Consider the following 15,955-nt stretch of genomic DNA (forward strand, 5'->3'; position numbering starts at 1 on the left):
GGGCTCTATATTGATGTTCAGCCTACCCAGCGTACCGCCAGGCCACCACAGCCCACGAATCATCGTCGCTCAATCCAAAGGTTGAGACGGAGATGGACCTCCACAACAACGCCGTAGGTCTCTCCGTCGTGAGGGCTGGAATCTCCAATCAGATGTTGAGTCAGCGCTGCATGGCGGCACTGATGGCGGGGCAACTCAAGGTTTTGGACAGATGAGCTGGAGAATGCAAACCATGATGGGGTGGGTGCTGGCGATGACCGGCCTGTTCGGATGTTCCCCTCCGCCTGTCTCAGAGCAAGCCAAGCTATTAGGCGCGCGAGAGTTTTCCAAAGAAGCCTGGGCCACCGCGAGCCAAGAGAAACGAGGGGAGATGGTGTACTCATTTCTTTCTCAGCACGATCTCAAGTCCTTGACGTCCGGCGATGTCAGGACCCTTCTCGGAACACCCACCGGGTATTACGACTACAACGAAAATCCAGCCTATCTTGTGGGATCAAGTTCCGTTGAAAGCGACTATGGAAAAGGTTATTTGCTGGCATTTGTCGCAGATAAGTCCTCGGGGAAGATTGTTGGAGTGAAGATCATTCCTGAGCCGAAGTAATCCAATTTGCACACAAGCGGGCTCGGTTGTAAAACCGCCGTTGACAGATGGACCAACTGCAGGTGGCGGGCAACTGACACCGCTGGTGGCGAAACAGCGACGGGGTCATCAAGCGTGTGCTCACCATTGGGTACTTCGACGCGCTGGGGGTGCCCAGACCTCAATCTCTCGAACCGCCCGGTGCGGATCTGCACGCCGGGCGGTGCGACAGGGGCGGCTGCGACGATCGCAGCCCCCTATGCCGATCTCGGCGGCTGATTTTCTAACCGTTCAAGGATTAACTGACTGGAACTTGCCTGATAGGTGCCTTTGGGGTTAAACCATTGCGCAAGGCATTTTTGGCTTTTTAGTCATTCAGACTAATTCAATTCATAAAATTCAATCCATCATTTCAAGCAAATCAAGAATTTCCGAAAATATAAAAATTTCAACATTGGCAAAATTGATGAACCGCTTGGCGGTTCAGGTGATTTGTATTTTTAAAATTAATATTTAGTCGGCGAAACAGAAAATTACTACACCTGTCAGAGTGTTGGACAGGTTCACACTTGGTTCAATACTGCAATACACCATGATCTTAATTTGGTAGCGCTCAATTAGCCTGCCTAGATCTGAGGTTGCTTTTTGCCACAAACTTCGGCCATAAGTTTTTTACACTACAAGCTCAATAAAAGAATTAAATTTTTAAAAAGCATCAAAATGAAGTATGAAGTTAATCTTGTTACGTAAAAAGTGGCAGATGCATGCCAAAAGATAAAGAAATCTAGAACCATTGCCGTACGCTTGGCTGATCATGATAATTTTCGACCAATTGTCGTGAAGCTTTAAAGCTTAACTGACCTCAGCTGGTGGCCTAATATGACAGACCAGATCAAACTTTCTCAGCTTGAAGCATTGGTGGCAGCGGTTGAGGCTGGTGGCTTCAGTGCTGCCAGTGTTGAACTGGGCTGCACTCAGTCTCGAATCAGCCATTCCATCGCAGAACTCGAACGCTACCTTGGTGTGCGTCTATTAGTGCGCACACGTGCCGGCTGCACGCCAACGCAAGTTGGACAACGAGTGCTAGCTCATGCGCGCAGGATGTTACAACTGGCCCAAGAAATCGGACAGGAGTCGCGGGACCACGTGGGCTTGCGTGGAACCGTACGTATTGCAAGCATCCGCAGCACGGCTACGCACCTGTTACCCCATGTCGTCGAGGCTCTGGAGCGCGAGTGCCCTGGTGTGCATATAGAGGTATTCGACGGCTGCCACAGTTACGGCGAAGTGACAACAATGATCGAGAGAGGCCTCGCAGATGTGGGCATCACTCGTAGCCCGCAGGGGAGCACGCTGTCCAGAATATCAGTGCAACCGTTGGTTTCTGATCGCTATGTTGTCGTCGCACCTGCTTCTATGCGTCTTAGCTCACCAGCCAACTGGAAAGAGTTGGCAAAGACCCCGCTTATTCACCTACAGCAGCCAGGCGCCCAATGGATTGTAGAGCAGTGCCTAAATGCTGGAATGTCGCGTCACAGAGTCCGTGAGTTGGTGAACGAGAGCGGCATTGTTGCGATGGTCAGTCGCGGACTTGGTTATGCAGTGCTTCCGCGATTGACTGTTTTCCCAGATGCCCCAGGAACTCAAGTTCTAGAATTGCCATTTAGAGCATTGCGGCAGTTAGTCGTATGTCAATTGCTGGGACATTCGCGCAACAAAGCAACCGACATAGTCATGGAATTTATTCGCAGCAAGACACTAATCATGCAAACGGAAGCATGGAAAGCGGGCGTTCTTACCTGCGATCTGTGAGCATTAAATTTAGCGACGCACTGTTGGAATAAATACCTCAAAAATTTTATCTATAGACAATGCGAATTCGATGTCGGCTATTGACAATCCGCCGACATCATGTGTAGTCAGAGTTACTTCGACACGTGCATAAGTATTAGACCATTCCGGATGGTGAGCACGCTTGTCCGCAGCGAATGCAACTTGTGTCATAAAAGCGAATGCCACTCGAAAATTGGAAAATTCGAAGACGCGCGAGATTGTTCCGCCACGAATGGCATCATAGTTCCATGCATGGCAGCGTGCTAATCCATCGCTAAGCTCAACCCCAGTTAGGCGTTTTCCATTTATATTGCTTGATTTAATCGGTCTCGTCATTTGATCTATGCGGCTACCTTCCGTTTGGCTTCTGCCGCCGGCTTGTGCGCAGTTTCCAAAACAAGGAATAATGCCGCCATTATCAATGCACTACCAAATAAATGTGCCCAAGTAACTCGTTCATGCAAAAATAGCGCCCCCCAAAAGACTCCGAAGGGTGGAATCAGAAACGTGACTGTCAGGCAGCGAATGGGGCCGATGTCATTCACTAGATTGAAGTACAAAATATATCCAATGGCTGTACAGGCAATGCCAAGAGCCAGCAAAGAAAGCAACAGACTTGGCTCAGTAAATGCAAAGACCAGTGACCTTGGGTTTTGCGCGAGTGAGACTGCAAAGAATGGCAGCAGTAGCAAACAGGCACCCAGTTGACTCCCGAAAGCGACCTGTCTCGCATCGACACCTAGTTTTGGCGGGATCCAGCGTCGAACTAGGAAGCCGCTTGCTCCATAGCAACCAGTAGCGATGAGACAAGCTATGGTGCCGAGCACGGCAGCCAGAGACACCTCGATAGGCCCAGCAGCAGTCAGCGTGGCGACTCCCGCAAGACCAACAGCCACGCCCAGCATCTTGCGTGAATCCACCCGTTCACCGAAAAATACAGCCCCAAGAATTACGCCCATGAGTGGCGTCGTGGCATTGAGAATGGCCGAGTACCCAGCCGGTAGAACACGTGCGGCAAGCGCATACATCAGCAGTGGAATGCCCGTGTTGATCACGCCCAGGAGAAGCGTCGCACGTAAGTGTCGTCCAAGCCGCAACGACACACCAAGCAAGGGCAGAAAGATGGTGAGACTTGCGACACCAAGAGCGATTCGCATGGACGCAGTCAACATGCCCCCCAGCACTGGGGCCGCGATCCTCATAAACAGAAAACTCGCCCCCCATAGCGCTGCGAGCAACAACAAGCGTGCGTAGTCCGATGGTCTCATTGGAGCAATCCTTCATTTGCTAGCTGACGCTGAACTGCTGGATGCGGTAAGACCCTCGCCTGCCGCAGAAATTCCAAGCTATTGCGCAATCGGGGTAATTCGCCAAAGGCGGGCCGCACCCGTTCTATATCTCTGAACACAGAGTCCACGACCGACGGAGCCATGCCCGCAGCCAACAACACGTTGCGGTCGAAGATCAATTCATCAGAATCATCGAAGTAGACTTTGATGATGGCCGGCAGCAAACGTGCAGCTGTTTCTCTTTCGCTTTCCGCCAGACGATCCCAGAGCCATGTGAGTGCATGGCGGAAATAGCCGTAATGCCGCCCTTCATCTGCCAAGTGCTGTTCCATAAGCTTGCGAAAGGCGGGGTCATAGCCTTCGAGCTTGCTGGCAACCAAGATTTCCTTGGTAAAGGTACTTTCAGACAGGCAACAACATAGGAACCGCGATAGGGCCGCATTATTTTCGTTCATACCTTTCGCAACAACCTCGTATGCATTGACCAGCGGATTGCGCCGAGGCAATACCAGCGGCTCTATGCCAGTGGCACGAATCACCTTCAGCGAAAATAGTCGCGCCATGTAGGAATGGAATGCTTCATCAACGATGATCGCCAAAGCCTGAGCAGCGATGTCCGGCTCAAACTTACGCACTGAATGGCCATATGCAATATCCGCAGCCACACGATTGACCACGTCTGTCTCAGTCAAGCATATGTCATGCAGATACTTGTGATATGCCTGAACATGGATAAAGCGGCGAACCTCATACGATTGTGCTAACACCACTGGATGGCCTAGCAGAGGCTTCATTTCAATCGGAAAGCGCCAATCGAAGGAAAGGTCATCATCGATGATCGCTGTGCAAGGTAGTCGCACCGTCGCTGTGGAAAACCAACCTAGTTCAGCGGATGCTGTTGATGCGGTACTCATTATGACTCCGCACGTTCACGACGCACACAGAATTCAATGCCAAGAATGTCGCGTGTCCCGGTCTTGATGCCATCCTCAGACGCCACGGGTGTAACGGCGTGGTAAATATCAGGATCTCGGAAGCAGTAGAAATCAAGTGGCTCCAGCATCGTAGCTGTCATCAATGGATTCTTCTCGTTGTCGTAAATGATACTTTTGCCACCGCTCAAGTTGTGTCGTCCAAACAAGACTTGGCAACTGAAATCAACACCGTCCTTGTGAATACCTTCAGGGGTAGGTAATCCGTTAATACCAGGTTCGCCAAGGATGCGGACTTGGTGTAAGAACAATTCAAGGCTTGCAACTCCAAGCGCAGTTGCAAAGCGGTGACTAAAGTGTTTGAGAATTTTTTGTATCAATGGCGATTGTAAAAATGCATCATCAATTAGTCTGAACCGACGTGTACCACCGTTGACATGGTTATACGCATTTGACTGAAAGAATTCGTTTCGCTTGAGGTCGGTAAGCGAACTGGTGTGCAGGTCGTAAGCAAGCTCTGCGTATCGACGCCGCCGATATCGGCCTCCGTCGCGAAGATAGTTGTCTGCATCCAAGTCTGCCCAAGAGGTAGCAGCAATCGCAATAGCATTTGAATCGCATGCTCCTTCAAAAACTTCTTGTATGCAGTTGCCAACCCAGACGCTGCGCCCAAGAACTGGCTCAGTAGAGATTTCTTTAATTATTGGCATATGAATCAACCTTCAGCCATTTGGTAGTACGATGGAATACGCTTGCTTGCACGTGTCGGAGTGATGATGTTTTCAATGGTGTATAGATGCCTTAACAGCGGGACATTGATGTTGAGTTCTGATCGCAGCTCATCAAGTTTGCGGTGCTGCATTTGCTCAAGTGGCAAATTGAAGATATCAATCCGGTTTGATTGGCCCGCTGAAAATCCCAAATCAAATACTGACAAATCCGACTTTTTGAAGCGATACTTGGATGGGTATAGCCTATGCGCACACCATTTGAAAAACTCCTTCTCGAAGCCGCCTATGTGACGCGAAGTCCCCATCGTATAACCAATCACGAATGCCTCATCTTGAACAAATAGGCCTCGACCTATCAGCACATGAATAAGATCATGACGCAGCAATGTGCAGTTACCCTTCAGCGCAAATGGGCTTTTGGGGTTTTCGAGCAGCAACACGATCCATGGGTATGAGTGAAACTCATAAGTTGGCAATGTTGAATAGACTTCGCCAAGCGTCAGATTTCCATTATCTAGGCCAGGGTTCCAGTGAGCCCATTCAGTTGGCGTTGGTCTCAAATTCTTCTCTCTTTTCATCTCATGTCCCTTGTACTCACGGCTGTATTGAAATGATTGCTGCGGCACACATTGTCGACATGCTTCGCAAGCTTCACCATCGCCAACGCAGATATCTGGAGCCCTGCATATGAACGAATTCGATAGATGGAAATTCTTCGGATCATGACGTGTATAAACGGCAAGAACTTCATCACCAGAGGATTCAAATGAGCCAGTATGAAATGGGCTTCACCACAAGCATCGTGCAAGCAGATCGTATTGCCGGCGTCCCGCATGGCGGTGTGCACCAAGCAATTCACACTTCTACACAATTTGGTTTTGAGAAGGTGGAAGATTTGATTGGCGTATTTCAAGGCGCAGTTAAGGGTTCGTTCAACTATGCCCGTCAAGGAACGCCCACCACGGCAGCCCTGGAATCGAAGATCACACAATTGGAACGAGGTTGCGGTACCGTTTGTTTTTCGACGGGAATGGGGGCAGTTGCCGCCGTTTTTTTGACGCTGTTGAAGGCAGGCGACCATCTGGTCTCTAGCCGCTACGTGTTTGGTAACACCAACAGCTTGCTTGGCACTCTGCGTGACCTTGGCATCGAAGTAACGCTCGTTGAGCCAACGTCACAAGCAGCCGTTGCGTTCGCATTGCGCCCAAATACACGGATGGTGTTCGTCGAGACAATAGCCAATCCCGGCACGCAAATTCCTGACCTGCCAGCCATTGGCGAACTTTGTCGAGATGCTGGCGTTCTCTACGTTGTAGATAACACCGTGACCTCACCAGCACTATTCACTCCACGCAACGTGGGTGCTAGCTTGGTGATTAACTCGTTAAGCAAAACACTCGGCGGTCATGGCGCTGCACTTGGTGGATCAGTCACGGACACAGGTATTTTCGACTGGAGTCGTTATCCCAATATCTTCAACAGCTACAGGCGTGGGGATTCCACGTATTGGGGACTTCAACAGATCCGCAAGAAGGGATTGAGGGACATGGGGGCCTCGCTCTCGTCGCAACAAGCACATCAGATTGCGATTGGCATGGAAACACTAGCTCTGCGAGTGCAACGCAGCAGTGCAACCGCAATGGAGCTTGCTCGCTACCTTCGCGAACATCCAGGCGTTGCAGCTGTGCACTACCCAGGATTGGAAGAGCATCCCCAGTTTGAGACAGCACGGCAATGGTTTGGAGCTTGCTCTTGGTTACTTTCCTTTGATCTACGAGATGTCGGCACGATGACCAGTGTGCTCAATGCTCTGAAGATTCCTATCAAAGCGACTGGATTGGGTGACACACGCACATTGATTATTCCCGTAGCACCGACAATTTTTTGGGAGGCAGGTGCGGAAACGAGACGCGACATGCGCATTGCAGACGGCATGATCCGCGTATCGGTGGGACTTGAGGATGCCACTGACTTGCTGGAAGACTTCGAGCAAGCTCTGACAAAAGTTGGGGCGATCTCAAATCCGAAGCGCAACACCAGTTGTTGACACGGTTCGATTGAGATTCCGTGAAGGGTAGCGTCCTGGCGCTGTGCGATGGCCTGCTGGAACTGCTGGAACTGCTGGAACGCCTGGTATGGATGACTGCCATCCCAGCATCTGGCGCGGACGGTTGCTCATCATGTCCGCAATGAAGTCCTGCGCATCCTGATCGTGCACGCTCAGGTCGGTCCCCTTGGGCAGGAACTGGCGCAGCAAGCCATTGATGTTCTCGCAACTGCCCGTTGCCAAGGGCACTTCGGCCTATGCCGAAATCAGGCCCCGATCGCCAGAGTGATGGGTATGAGAGGACCCCAGGCGTTGGCGAGCCCTCCCAACCCTCAGCCCGACGGCCCCTCACCCCGCATCAACGCCAGCCCCTCTGCCACCTGCTGCGCAGTCTGATTCGCGTAGGGCGGCACCACCATGTCGAGGTGGCTGCACTGCACGTGCACGATGCGCAGCCGGCCTGGCGCCACCAGCTCGCGCCAGCCATTGGATTCGTGGGCTGGAAAGCCGATGCCCTGGGTGGGCGGGGTTCTGAAGTCGCACTTCACCAGCAGCACCGGGGCGTCCAGCGGCTGGGGTTGGTAGCGCAGTTCGGCCTGGGTGCTCATCTCGGTCACCAGTTCGACGCGGTAGGCAAAGGCGTCGTCCTGCACGGCCAGGGCGGCGCTGGCCTTGGCTTTCTGCTCGCGCGCCTGGCGGCGCCGCTCCAGGTTGCCTTGCAGGCGGTAGCCCAGGTAGCGCGGCCCCTCGGCCCGCAGGTTGCGCCAGTGCTGCAGCAGGCGCTCACGCGGGCGCCAATGCAGTGCACTGGGGTTGGCCGTGTCCAGCAGCACCAGGCCCCCCACGGTCTCGCCGGCGCGCAGCAGTTGCTGCGCCATCTCGTACGCGACCAGCCCGCCAAACGAGAAGCCGCCGATGTCATACGGCCCCTGGGCCTGCACCCGGCGCAGGTCGGCAATGGATTCTGCGGCCATGGCCTCGATGCTCTCGTGCGGGCGCAGCACCCCGTCCACCCCGCGGTGTTGCAGGGCGTAGAAGGGCTGCTCCGGCCCCAGCGCCTGGGCCAGCGCGCGCAGGTTCATCGGGTTGCCGCCCATGCCCGCCACGCAGAAGAACGGCCGCCGGGTGCCCTTGGCTTGCAGGGCCACCAGGGTGCTCCAGGCGGGCGCTCTGGCGGTGGCGGCCGGGGCATCGCTGAGAGCTCGCGCTGTGGTGGGTGCTGTTGTGGGCGCTGTGGTGGCCGCACCGGGCCCGGCCGGGCTGGCCTCGTCGGGGATGTCCAGCACCGCCCTCAGGTGGGCGGCCAGGGCGCGGATGGTGCTGTGTTCCACCAGGGCCGACAGCGGCAGGCGCAGCTTGTAGGTCTGGTGGATCTCGTTGAACACCTGCAGGGCCAGCAGCGAGTGGCCGCCCAGCTCGTAGAAGCTGAGGTCCACGCTGACATCGTCCACCCCCAGGGTGCGGCTCCATACATCGACCAGATAGCGCTCCAGGGCGTCCGTGGCGGCGGCTGAAGTGCCCGATGTCGTGCCGGTAGGGCTGTCGCCGCAGGGGGCATCACCTTCGGTGCTCCCTTGGGCCAGGCCCCGGCCCAGCGCGTGCACAAACTCGGCCAGCCAGGCCGGGCTGGCCAGGTCGCTCAGGCCCAGCGCTTCCAGGCGCAGGCCGTGCTCGGCCTCGGTCACCGTCAGGTCCAGCTCGGTCAGGATGGCCTGCCGCGGCATGGCCCGGTAGCTCACCGAGGCCGGGGCGAACTTCAGTTCGCCCGGCAGGTATTCACGCACATAGGTGAACAGCGCGGCCAGCGCGGGGCGCGCGGCCTCGCGTGCCGTGCCGAGCGCGTCGGCCAGCCCGGTCATGCTCACGGCGGTGTGGCCGCTGGCGTCCAGGATGGCCGCATGGCAGCGGCGGCAGATCTCGCCAAAGGCCTCGTCGTGGCCCAGGCGCACGCGCAAGGGCAGCACGCGCACCAGGCGCCCCACGGCATCGACCATGTCGGCACCCGGGTGGTCTGCAAACGCCACGCCCACCACCAGATCGGTGGCCGCACTGCGTTGTGCCAGCTGGCGCACAAAACCCGCCAGCAGCACCGAGAAGAAGCTCACCCCGTGGTGGCGGGCAAAGGCGTGGATCTGTGCCATGTCGGCGCCGCCCAGCGCCTGCGCGGCGCCATGGGCCCGCCAGCTCAGCGACGCGGGGCGGGCCTGGTCGTAGGGCAGCGACAAGGGGGCCGGCGGCGGGCTCAGCTGCCGGTGCCACCAGGCCTGCGCCTCTTGCGCCTTGGACACCGAGGCCGGGCTGCGGCGCCAGGCCAGGTAGTCGGTCCATCCATGGGCCGGCAGTTTCGACGGCGCGGCGCGGGCCGCCAGGCTCGCGTACAGCCGGCCCAGGTCCTCCAGCAACACATCCAGCGACCAGCCGTCGGCCACCGCGGCGTGCGCGGCCAGCAACAGCACCCGCTCACCAGGGCCGGCGCGCAGCAGGGTCACCCGCAGCAAGGGGCCGGCCTCCAGCGCATAGGGGCGCTCGGCCTCGGCCGCTTCGGCCCGCTCGGTGGCGGCCTGCAGCGCTGCCTCACTGAGCTCGCCCAGGTCCAGTTCGGTGACGGGCACCTGCAGCGTCGGGGCGATCACGAACTGGCGGCCGTCCGCGGCGAAGTGCCCGCGCACCGCTTCGTGGATCAGCGCCAGGCCCTGGATCGCGGCCTTCAGCGCGGCTTCGTCCACCATGCCCGAGAGGCGGATCGCAAAGCCCTCATGGAAGGCCTGGGCCGCCGGGCCACCCTGGCGGGCGATGCGGTAGATCTCCTGCAGCTCAGGCGTGGTGTCCAGCACCTTGGCGGCGGGCGGCGCGAACGGGTCGGCGGCCGGCTCGCGGCCTTGCAGCACCCGGTAGCCGGTGGCCGTGGGCGCATACCAGGCGGGCTGGCCCCGGGCGTCGCGGCCCAGGCGCAGGCCGGGCACGGGCGGGGTTGGGTCATCGGGGGCTTGCACGGAGGCCTCGGCCCGGCGCACCGGGGCCAGCACCGGGGCCAGCAACGGTTCTGTCGGCGGCGTCGATGGCTTCGGTGTGGCCTGGGCTGGGGCGGTGCCCATCCCCTCCACGCGCAAAGCCGGCAGCCAGTGCGAGCGCCGCTCGAAGGGGTAGCCCGGCAGGGGGATGCGGCGGCGTGGCTGGGCGCCGTGGTAGGCCGTCCAGTCCACCTCCACGCCCTGCGTCCACAGGCGGCCCACGGTGCGGGTCAGTGCGGCCAGGTCCTGATCGGGGTTGCCTGCTGCGTCGCCGAGCGAGGCCAGCACGCGCTGCTTGCGCGGGCTCTGGGCCTGCAGTCGGGTGAGGGTGGCGAGCACATCGCGCGGCCCGATCTCAAGGAACACCGTGGCGCTGTCGAGCTCACGGAGCAGTTGCCCCACGGCCTGCTCGAACAGCACCGGCCGGCGGATGTGCTGGGCCCAGTAGTCGGGCCCCAGATCCTCGGCCCGGTCGACCCATGCGCCCAGGCTGGTCGACATGAATGGGATCGTGGGCGCGCCGAAGGTCTCTGCCGCCAGGGCCGTGCGGAAGGCCTCCACGGCGGGCGCCATCATGGCCGAATGGAAGGCGTGCGAGGTCTGCAGCGGGCGCACCGTGATGCCTTGCGCTTCCAGCTGCTGGGCACAGGCTGCCATGGCCTCATGCGGGCCGGCCAGCACGCACAGCGCCGGGCCATTGGCCGCGGCCACCTGCACTTCGGGCGGCAGGCGGCCTTCCAGGCTGGCGGCCGAGCAACGCACCGAGAGCATGGCCCCGCGGGGCAGCTCACGGATCAGCCGGGCCCGCAGGGCCACCAGCGCAATCGCCTGCTCCAGCGTGAACACGCCGGCCAGGTGGGCCCCGACAAACTCGCCCACCGAGTGGCCCAGCACCGCGGCCGGTTTCACCCCCAGGCTCATCCACCAGCGGGCCAGCGCCAGCTCGATGGTGAACATCGCCGGCTGGGTGTAGCCGGTGTCCATCAGCAAGGTGTTGGCTTCGTCCTCCTGCCCGGGCGGGGGCAGCAGCAGCTCGCGCAGGTCGCGCGCCAGGTGCGGGCGGAACAGATCGCAGCACCGATCCACCCAGTGCCGGAACTCGGGCTCGCCCTGGTAGAGCTCGCGCCCCATGTTGGCGTACTGGGCGCCTTGCCCCGGGAACATGAACACCACCGCGGGTTGCAGGCTCTGCAGCTCGGTGGGGGCGGCATGGGGGGCGGCCAGGCTGGCAATGGCCTCAGCCACGCCCGGGGCGACCACCACCTCGCGCCAGGCCAGTGCCTTGCGTCCCACCTGCAGGGTGTAGGCCACATCGGCCAGGGGGGCCTCGGGGTGTTCGCCCAGCCAGACGGCCAGTTGCCGCCGCAGGCGTTCCAGCGCGGCCGGGGTCTTGGCCGACAGTGGCAGCAGTTGCTGGGCACGGGCCAGCCCGGAGGGCGCGGCCGGCGGCGCTTCTTCCAGGATGGCGTGCACATTCGTGCCGCCAAAGCCGAAGGAGCTGACGGCCCCGCGCCGCGGTGTGGCCGAGCGCGGCCAGGGGGTGCGGCGGGCCACCACCTCGAAGGGGCTGCGCGCCAGGTCGAAACGCGGGTTCGGCGTCTTGAAATGCAGGGTGCCCGGAATCTCCTCGTGCTGCAGCGCCAGCGCCACCTTGATGAAGCCCGCAATGCCCGAGGCAATCGTGGGGTGGCCGATGTGGCCCTTGATCGAGCCGATCTTGCAGAACTGCTCGCGCTCGGTCGAGGCGCGGAAAGCCTTGGTCAGGGCCTCCAGCTCGATCGGGTCGCCCAGCGGCGTGCCGGTGCCATGGGCCTCGACATAGCCGATGCTGTCGGCCTGCACATTGGCCTGGGCCTGGGCCAGCGCTATCACGCGGGCCTGGCCCTCCACGCTGGGCGCGAGAAAGCTGACCTTTTGCGCGCCATCGTTGTTCTTGGCCGAACCCAGCACCACCGCATAGATGTGGTCGCCGTCGGCCAGGGCTTCTTCCAGCCGGCGCAGCACCACGATGCCGGCGCCGTCGGAGAACATGGTGCCCGAGGCCTCGGCATCGAAGGGCCGGCAGTGGCCGTCACTCGTGAAAGGGCCGCCGGCCTGGTGGATCTGGCCGCTTTTCTGGGGGGCATGGATGTCCACGCCGCCGGCCAGGGCCATGTCGCACTCGAAGGCATTGAGCGCCTTGCAGGCGTTGTCGATGGACAGCAGCGAGGTGGAGCAGCCGGTGGTGGCGCTCACGCTGGGGCCGGTCAGGTCGAGCTGGTAGGAGACCCGGGTGGCGATGTAGTCCTTCTCGTTGCCATAGCCCACGATGAGCTTGCCCACGGTCTTCACCAGCGCGGGGTGGCACAGCACGTTGTTGTAGTAGTAATGGTTGTCGCCCACTCCGGCGTACACACCGATCATGCCTTTGAAGCGGCTGGGGTCGTGCCCGGCGTCTTCCAGGGCGTGCCAGGCCATTTCCAGGAACACGCGCTGTTGCGGGTCCATCACCTTGGCCTCCTGCGGGCCGATGCCGAAGAAGCTGTTGTCGAACTTGTCGGCGTCGTCCACGATGCCCCGGCAGGGCACGTAGTTGGGGTCGTTGCGTGTTTCTTCGTCCACGCCCTCGGCCAGCTCCTCGGGCGTGAAGCGGGTGATCGACTCCACATCGTTGAGCAGGTTGCGCCAGAGCTGTTGCAGATCGCGCGCGCCCGGAAAGCGGCCCACCATGCCGATCACGGCCACCGCGCCCGACAGCTTGTGCGGGCCGGCCTCACCGCGGCCCCGGTTCGCGCGCTGGAAGGCGTCGTCCATCAGCGGGTCGGCCGCCGCCGCGCCAGACAGGTGGGCCGAGAGCTTTTCCACCGACGGAAACTGGAACACCTTCACCGCCGGCACCTCGCGGCCCAGCCGGGTGTTCAGCGCCGCCACGGCCTTGAGCAGCTGCAGCGAGTTGCCGCCCAGGTCGAAAAAGTTGTCGCGGATGCCCACGCGGTCCAGGCCCAGCACCTGTTGCCACACCGCGCACAGTTCGCGTTGCAACTCGGTCTGCGGGGCGACAAAGCCCTCGGCCAGCGCCGGCCGCTGCTGGGGTGGCGGGGGCAAGGCCTTGCGGTCCACCTTGCCATTGGGCGACAGCGGCATGGCGTCGATGAAGCAGTAGCGGGCCGGCACCATGTAGTCGGGCAGCACCCGCAGCAGGCCCTGCTGCAGCTCGGCGATGCTCGGGCGCTCGCCCTCGGCCACCAGGTGGGCCACCAGTTGCTTGTCTTCCAGCTCGCCGTCGGTGGCGCTGACCACGGCCTCGCGCACGCCGGGCTGCTGCATCAGGGCGGCTTCGATCTCACCGAGCTCGATGCGCAGGCCGCGCAGCTTCACCTGGAAGTCCATGCGGCCCAGGTACTCGATGGCGCCGGACGGCATCTGCCGGGCCAGGTCGCCGGTCTTGTACAGGCGCGCCCCCGGCTCGGTCGAGAAAGGGTGGGCAATGAAGCGCTCTTGCGTGAGTTCGGGGCGGTTCCAGTAGCCCCGGGCCAGTTGCACGCCGCCCAGGTGCAGTTCGCCCGCCTCGCCCGGCGGCACCGGCTGCAGTTGGGCGTCCAGGATCCAGGTCTCGGTGTTGGCGATCGGAAAGCCGATCGGGATCACCTTCAGGGCACTGTCGGGCCGGCAGGGCCACCAGGTGACGTCGATCGAGGCCTCGGTCGGGCCGTACAGGTTGTGCAGCTCCTTGCCCGGCAGCCGCTCGAAGAAGCGGCGCGTCAGCTCGTAGGGCAGGGCCTCGCCGCTGCACATCACCCGCTTCAGGCGGGTGAGCCGATCCAGCCCGGGAGCGGTCAGAAACAAGCCCAGCATCGAGGGCACGAAATGCACCGTGGTGATGCCGGCGCTGGCCAGGGTCTCGACCAGGTAGGCCGGGTCGCGGTGCCCGCCCGGGCGGGCCAGGTGGATGGACGCCCCCACCATCAGCGGCCAGAAGAACTCCCACACCGAGACATCGAAGCTGAAGGGCGTCTTCTGCAGCACCCGGTCATCGGGCCCGAGCTGGAAGGTGTCCTGCATCCACAGCAGGCGGTTGGCCAGGCCGCGGTGCAGATTGGGCACTCCTTTGGGCTGGCCGGTCGAGCCCGAGGTGTAGATCATGTACACGGCGGTGTCGGGCCCGCCGCGAAACGCCGGGGCGAGCTCGTCCTCGGCGGTGGTGGTGCTGAAGGCCGCCGAATCCACCCACACCGGGCGCACCCCGGCCGGGAAGGCGACGTCGCGCACGGCCGCGTGGGTCAGCACCCGCTGGGCCCCCGAGTCGCTCATCATGAACGCCAGCCGATCGGGCGGGTATTCCGGATCAAAGGGCACATAGGCGGCGCCGGCCTTCACGATGCCCAGCAAGGCCACCACCAGCTCCAGGCTGCGCTGCATGCACACGCCGACGGACTCGTCGGCCTGCACGCCCTGTGCGATGAGCTCGCGGGCCAGCCGGTTGGCGCGCCGGTTCAGCTCGGCGTAGCTCAGGCTGGCCCCCTCGAATTGCACCGCCAGGCGATCCGGCGCCAGACGCACCTGGGCCTCGAAATGCGCGATCACCGGACGCTCCAGCGCTGCCGGCTGCGGGTTCGTCAGGCGACCCGCTTCCATCGTCGGGCCACTCATGCCGGGGCTCGCGACTGCGGGGCCGGCGACACCGGGGGCGGTGTCTGCGGTGCAGGGGCGGCCGTCCGTCGCTGGCTCAGCAGCCAGGCATAGACGCCGGCCTGGACGGCGGCCCCGTTGGTGTCGTGGCCGCCCCCTTCGACCAGGGTGTAGCGGGGGGATCCGCCAGCCTGGCGCAGGGCCTGCACGGTCTCCAGCGTGGTGGTGTAGGGCGAGACCTGGTCCTGGTCGCCATGGAAGAACCACAGCGGCAGCTGGGCCACGGCGGCCGCACGCGAAGGGTCGTAGGCGCCCGACAGCATGGCCGCGGCGGCGTAGGGGTGGCTGGGGGTGCGGGTCAGCAGGTCCCAGCTGCCGGCCGAACCGGCCGAGAACCCGAGCAGGTACACGCGATCGGGGTCGATGGGGTAGCGGCTCGGCATCTGGGCCACCAGCGCCCGTGTGGCCTGCAGGGCCTCGCTCTCGGGCAAGGCCTGCTGTTTGTAATTGAGGTAGGGCGCGCCGGGCACCGGCACCCAGGTCTTGCCCAGCGGGGACTGCGGGGCCAGGATGAAAGCGGGCTCAGCGCCCTTGGCCTGTTGGATCAGCTGCGCCACCAGAGGCCCCAGCTGGCGCACGTTGTCGTTGCCGTTGTCGCCCGCGCCGTGCAGGTAGACGATCAGCGGGTACTTGCGCTGGGGGTCCAGGGCATCGGGCACATGCAGGCGGTAGGGCAGATCCAGGCTCAGGCCTGGTGCGCGGAAGCTGGCACCCACCATCTGCGTGGCCAGCTGAAGCGAAAACGCCGAGGGCTCCGGCGGCTGGTGGCGGCTGGCCCGGCGCCAGGCCCAGGCCGTGATCAACAGCGCAGCGATCAGCCCTGCCGCGGCCACCCCGAGCAAAAACCTTCTTGCATTCTTCACT

10 protein-coding genes and 2 pseudogenes are annotated in these 15,955 nt (G+C 61.3%); 4 read left to right on the forward strand and 8 right to left on the reverse strand.

Annotated elements, in window-relative coordinates; translation table 11 throughout:
* Window positions 1-47 precede the first annotated feature (47 nt).
* The 3 genes and pseudogenes from L880_RS36805 to L880_RS34940 all read left to right on the forward strand — a co-directional run.
* Window positions 48-215: pseudogene (locus L880_RS36805) on the forward strand (DUF6973 domain-containing protein); the annotation flags it as partial.
* A gap of 8 nt (window positions 216-223) precedes the next feature.
* The gene (locus L880_RS0112395) at window positions 224-601 is read left to right on the forward strand and encodes a hypothetical protein (RefSeq protein ID WP_027475948.1); all 378 of its coding nucleotides are present in this window, start codon (window positions 224-226) and stop codon (window positions 599-601) included.
* 858 nt (window positions 602-1,459) lie between these two features.
* Window positions 1,460-2,392: a LysR family transcriptional regulator gene (locus L880_RS34940; RefSeq protein ID WP_084461269.1), complete on the forward strand. Its 933-nt coding sequence runs from the start codon at window positions 1,460-1,462 to the stop codon at window positions 2,390-2,392.
* A 9-nt stretch (window positions 2,393-2,401) separates the two neighbouring features.
* On the opposite strand, the gene L880_RS34945 is transcribed toward L880_RS34940, so the two are convergent.
* The 5 genes from L880_RS34945 to L880_RS35620 are packed head-to-tail and all read right to left on the reverse strand — an operon-like array spanning window position 2,402 to window position 5,991.
* Window positions 2,402-2,749, reverse strand: coding sequence for a 4a-hydroxytetrahydrobiopterin dehydratase (locus L880_RS34945; RefSeq protein ID WP_211245313.1), 348 nt, complete (start codon window positions 2,747-2,749; stop codon window positions 2,402-2,404).
* Between the two features lie 5 nt (window positions 2,750-2,754).
* Window positions 2,755-3,681, reverse strand: coding sequence for a DMT family transporter (locus L880_RS34950; RefSeq protein WP_084461270.1), 927 nt, complete (start codon window positions 3,679-3,681; stop codon window positions 2,755-2,757).
* Window positions 3,678-4,616 carry a diiron oxygenase gene (locus L880_RS0112400; protein ID WP_084461272.1) on the reverse strand — a complete coding sequence of 313 codons (939 nt, stop codon included), beginning with the start codon at window positions 4,614-4,616 and terminating at the stop codon, window positions 3,678-3,680. The genes L880_RS34950 and L880_RS0112400 overlap by 4 nt, the downstream gene beginning before the upstream one ends.
* On the reverse strand, window positions 4,616-5,344 hold the full coding sequence (locus L880_RS34955) for a 2OG-Fe dioxygenase family protein (RefSeq protein ID WP_084461274.1): 729 nt from the start codon (window positions 5,342-5,344) through the stop codon (window positions 4,616-4,618). Before L880_RS34955 ends, L880_RS0112400 begins: the two co-directional genes overlap by 1 nt.
* A gap of 5 nt (window positions 5,345-5,349) precedes the next feature.
* Window positions 5,350-5,991: a hypothetical protein gene (locus L880_RS35620; RefSeq protein ID WP_157462834.1), complete on the reverse strand. Its 642-nt coding sequence runs from the start codon at window positions 5,989-5,991 to the stop codon at window positions 5,350-5,352.
* Between the two features lie 140 nt (window positions 5,992-6,131).
* On the opposite strand from L880_RS35620, the gene L880_RS34960 reads away from it, so the two are divergent.
* The gene (locus L880_RS34960) at window positions 6,132-7,412 is read left to right on the forward strand and encodes a cystathionine gamma-synthase family protein (RefSeq protein WP_084461276.1); all 1,281 of its coding nucleotides are present in this window, start codon (window positions 6,132-6,134) and stop codon (window positions 7,410-7,412) included.
* Between the two features lie 20 nt (window positions 7,413-7,432).
* On the opposite strand, the pseudogene L880_RS36340 reads toward L880_RS34960, so the two are convergent.
* The 3 genes and pseudogenes from L880_RS36340 to L880_RS0112415 form a co-directional block, all read right to left on the reverse strand.
* Window positions 7,433-7,666 (reverse strand): annotated as a pseudogene (locus L880_RS36340) (transposase); the annotation flags it as partial.
* Between the two features lie 78 nt (window positions 7,667-7,744).
* Window positions 7,745-15,052, reverse strand: a complete 7,308-nt coding sequence (locus L880_RS36655) for a hybrid non-ribosomal peptide synthetase/type I polyketide synthase (RefSeq protein WP_084461280.1) — start codon at window positions 15,050-15,052, stop codon at window positions 7,745-7,747.
* A complete protein-coding gene (locus L880_RS0112415; RefSeq protein WP_157462836.1) occupies window positions 15,049-15,954 on the reverse strand; it encodes a carboxylesterase family protein in 906 nt (301 codons plus the stop codon). The genes L880_RS36655 and L880_RS0112415 overlap by 4 nt, the downstream gene beginning before the upstream one ends.
* Window position 15,955: the final 1 nt, after the last annotated feature.

It is taken from the genome of Curvibacter gracilis ATCC BAA-807, assembly GCF_000518645.1.
GTDB classification, from domain to species: domain Bacteria; phylum Pseudomonadota; class Gammaproteobacteria; order Burkholderiales; family Burkholderiaceae_C; genus Curvibacter; species Curvibacter gracilis.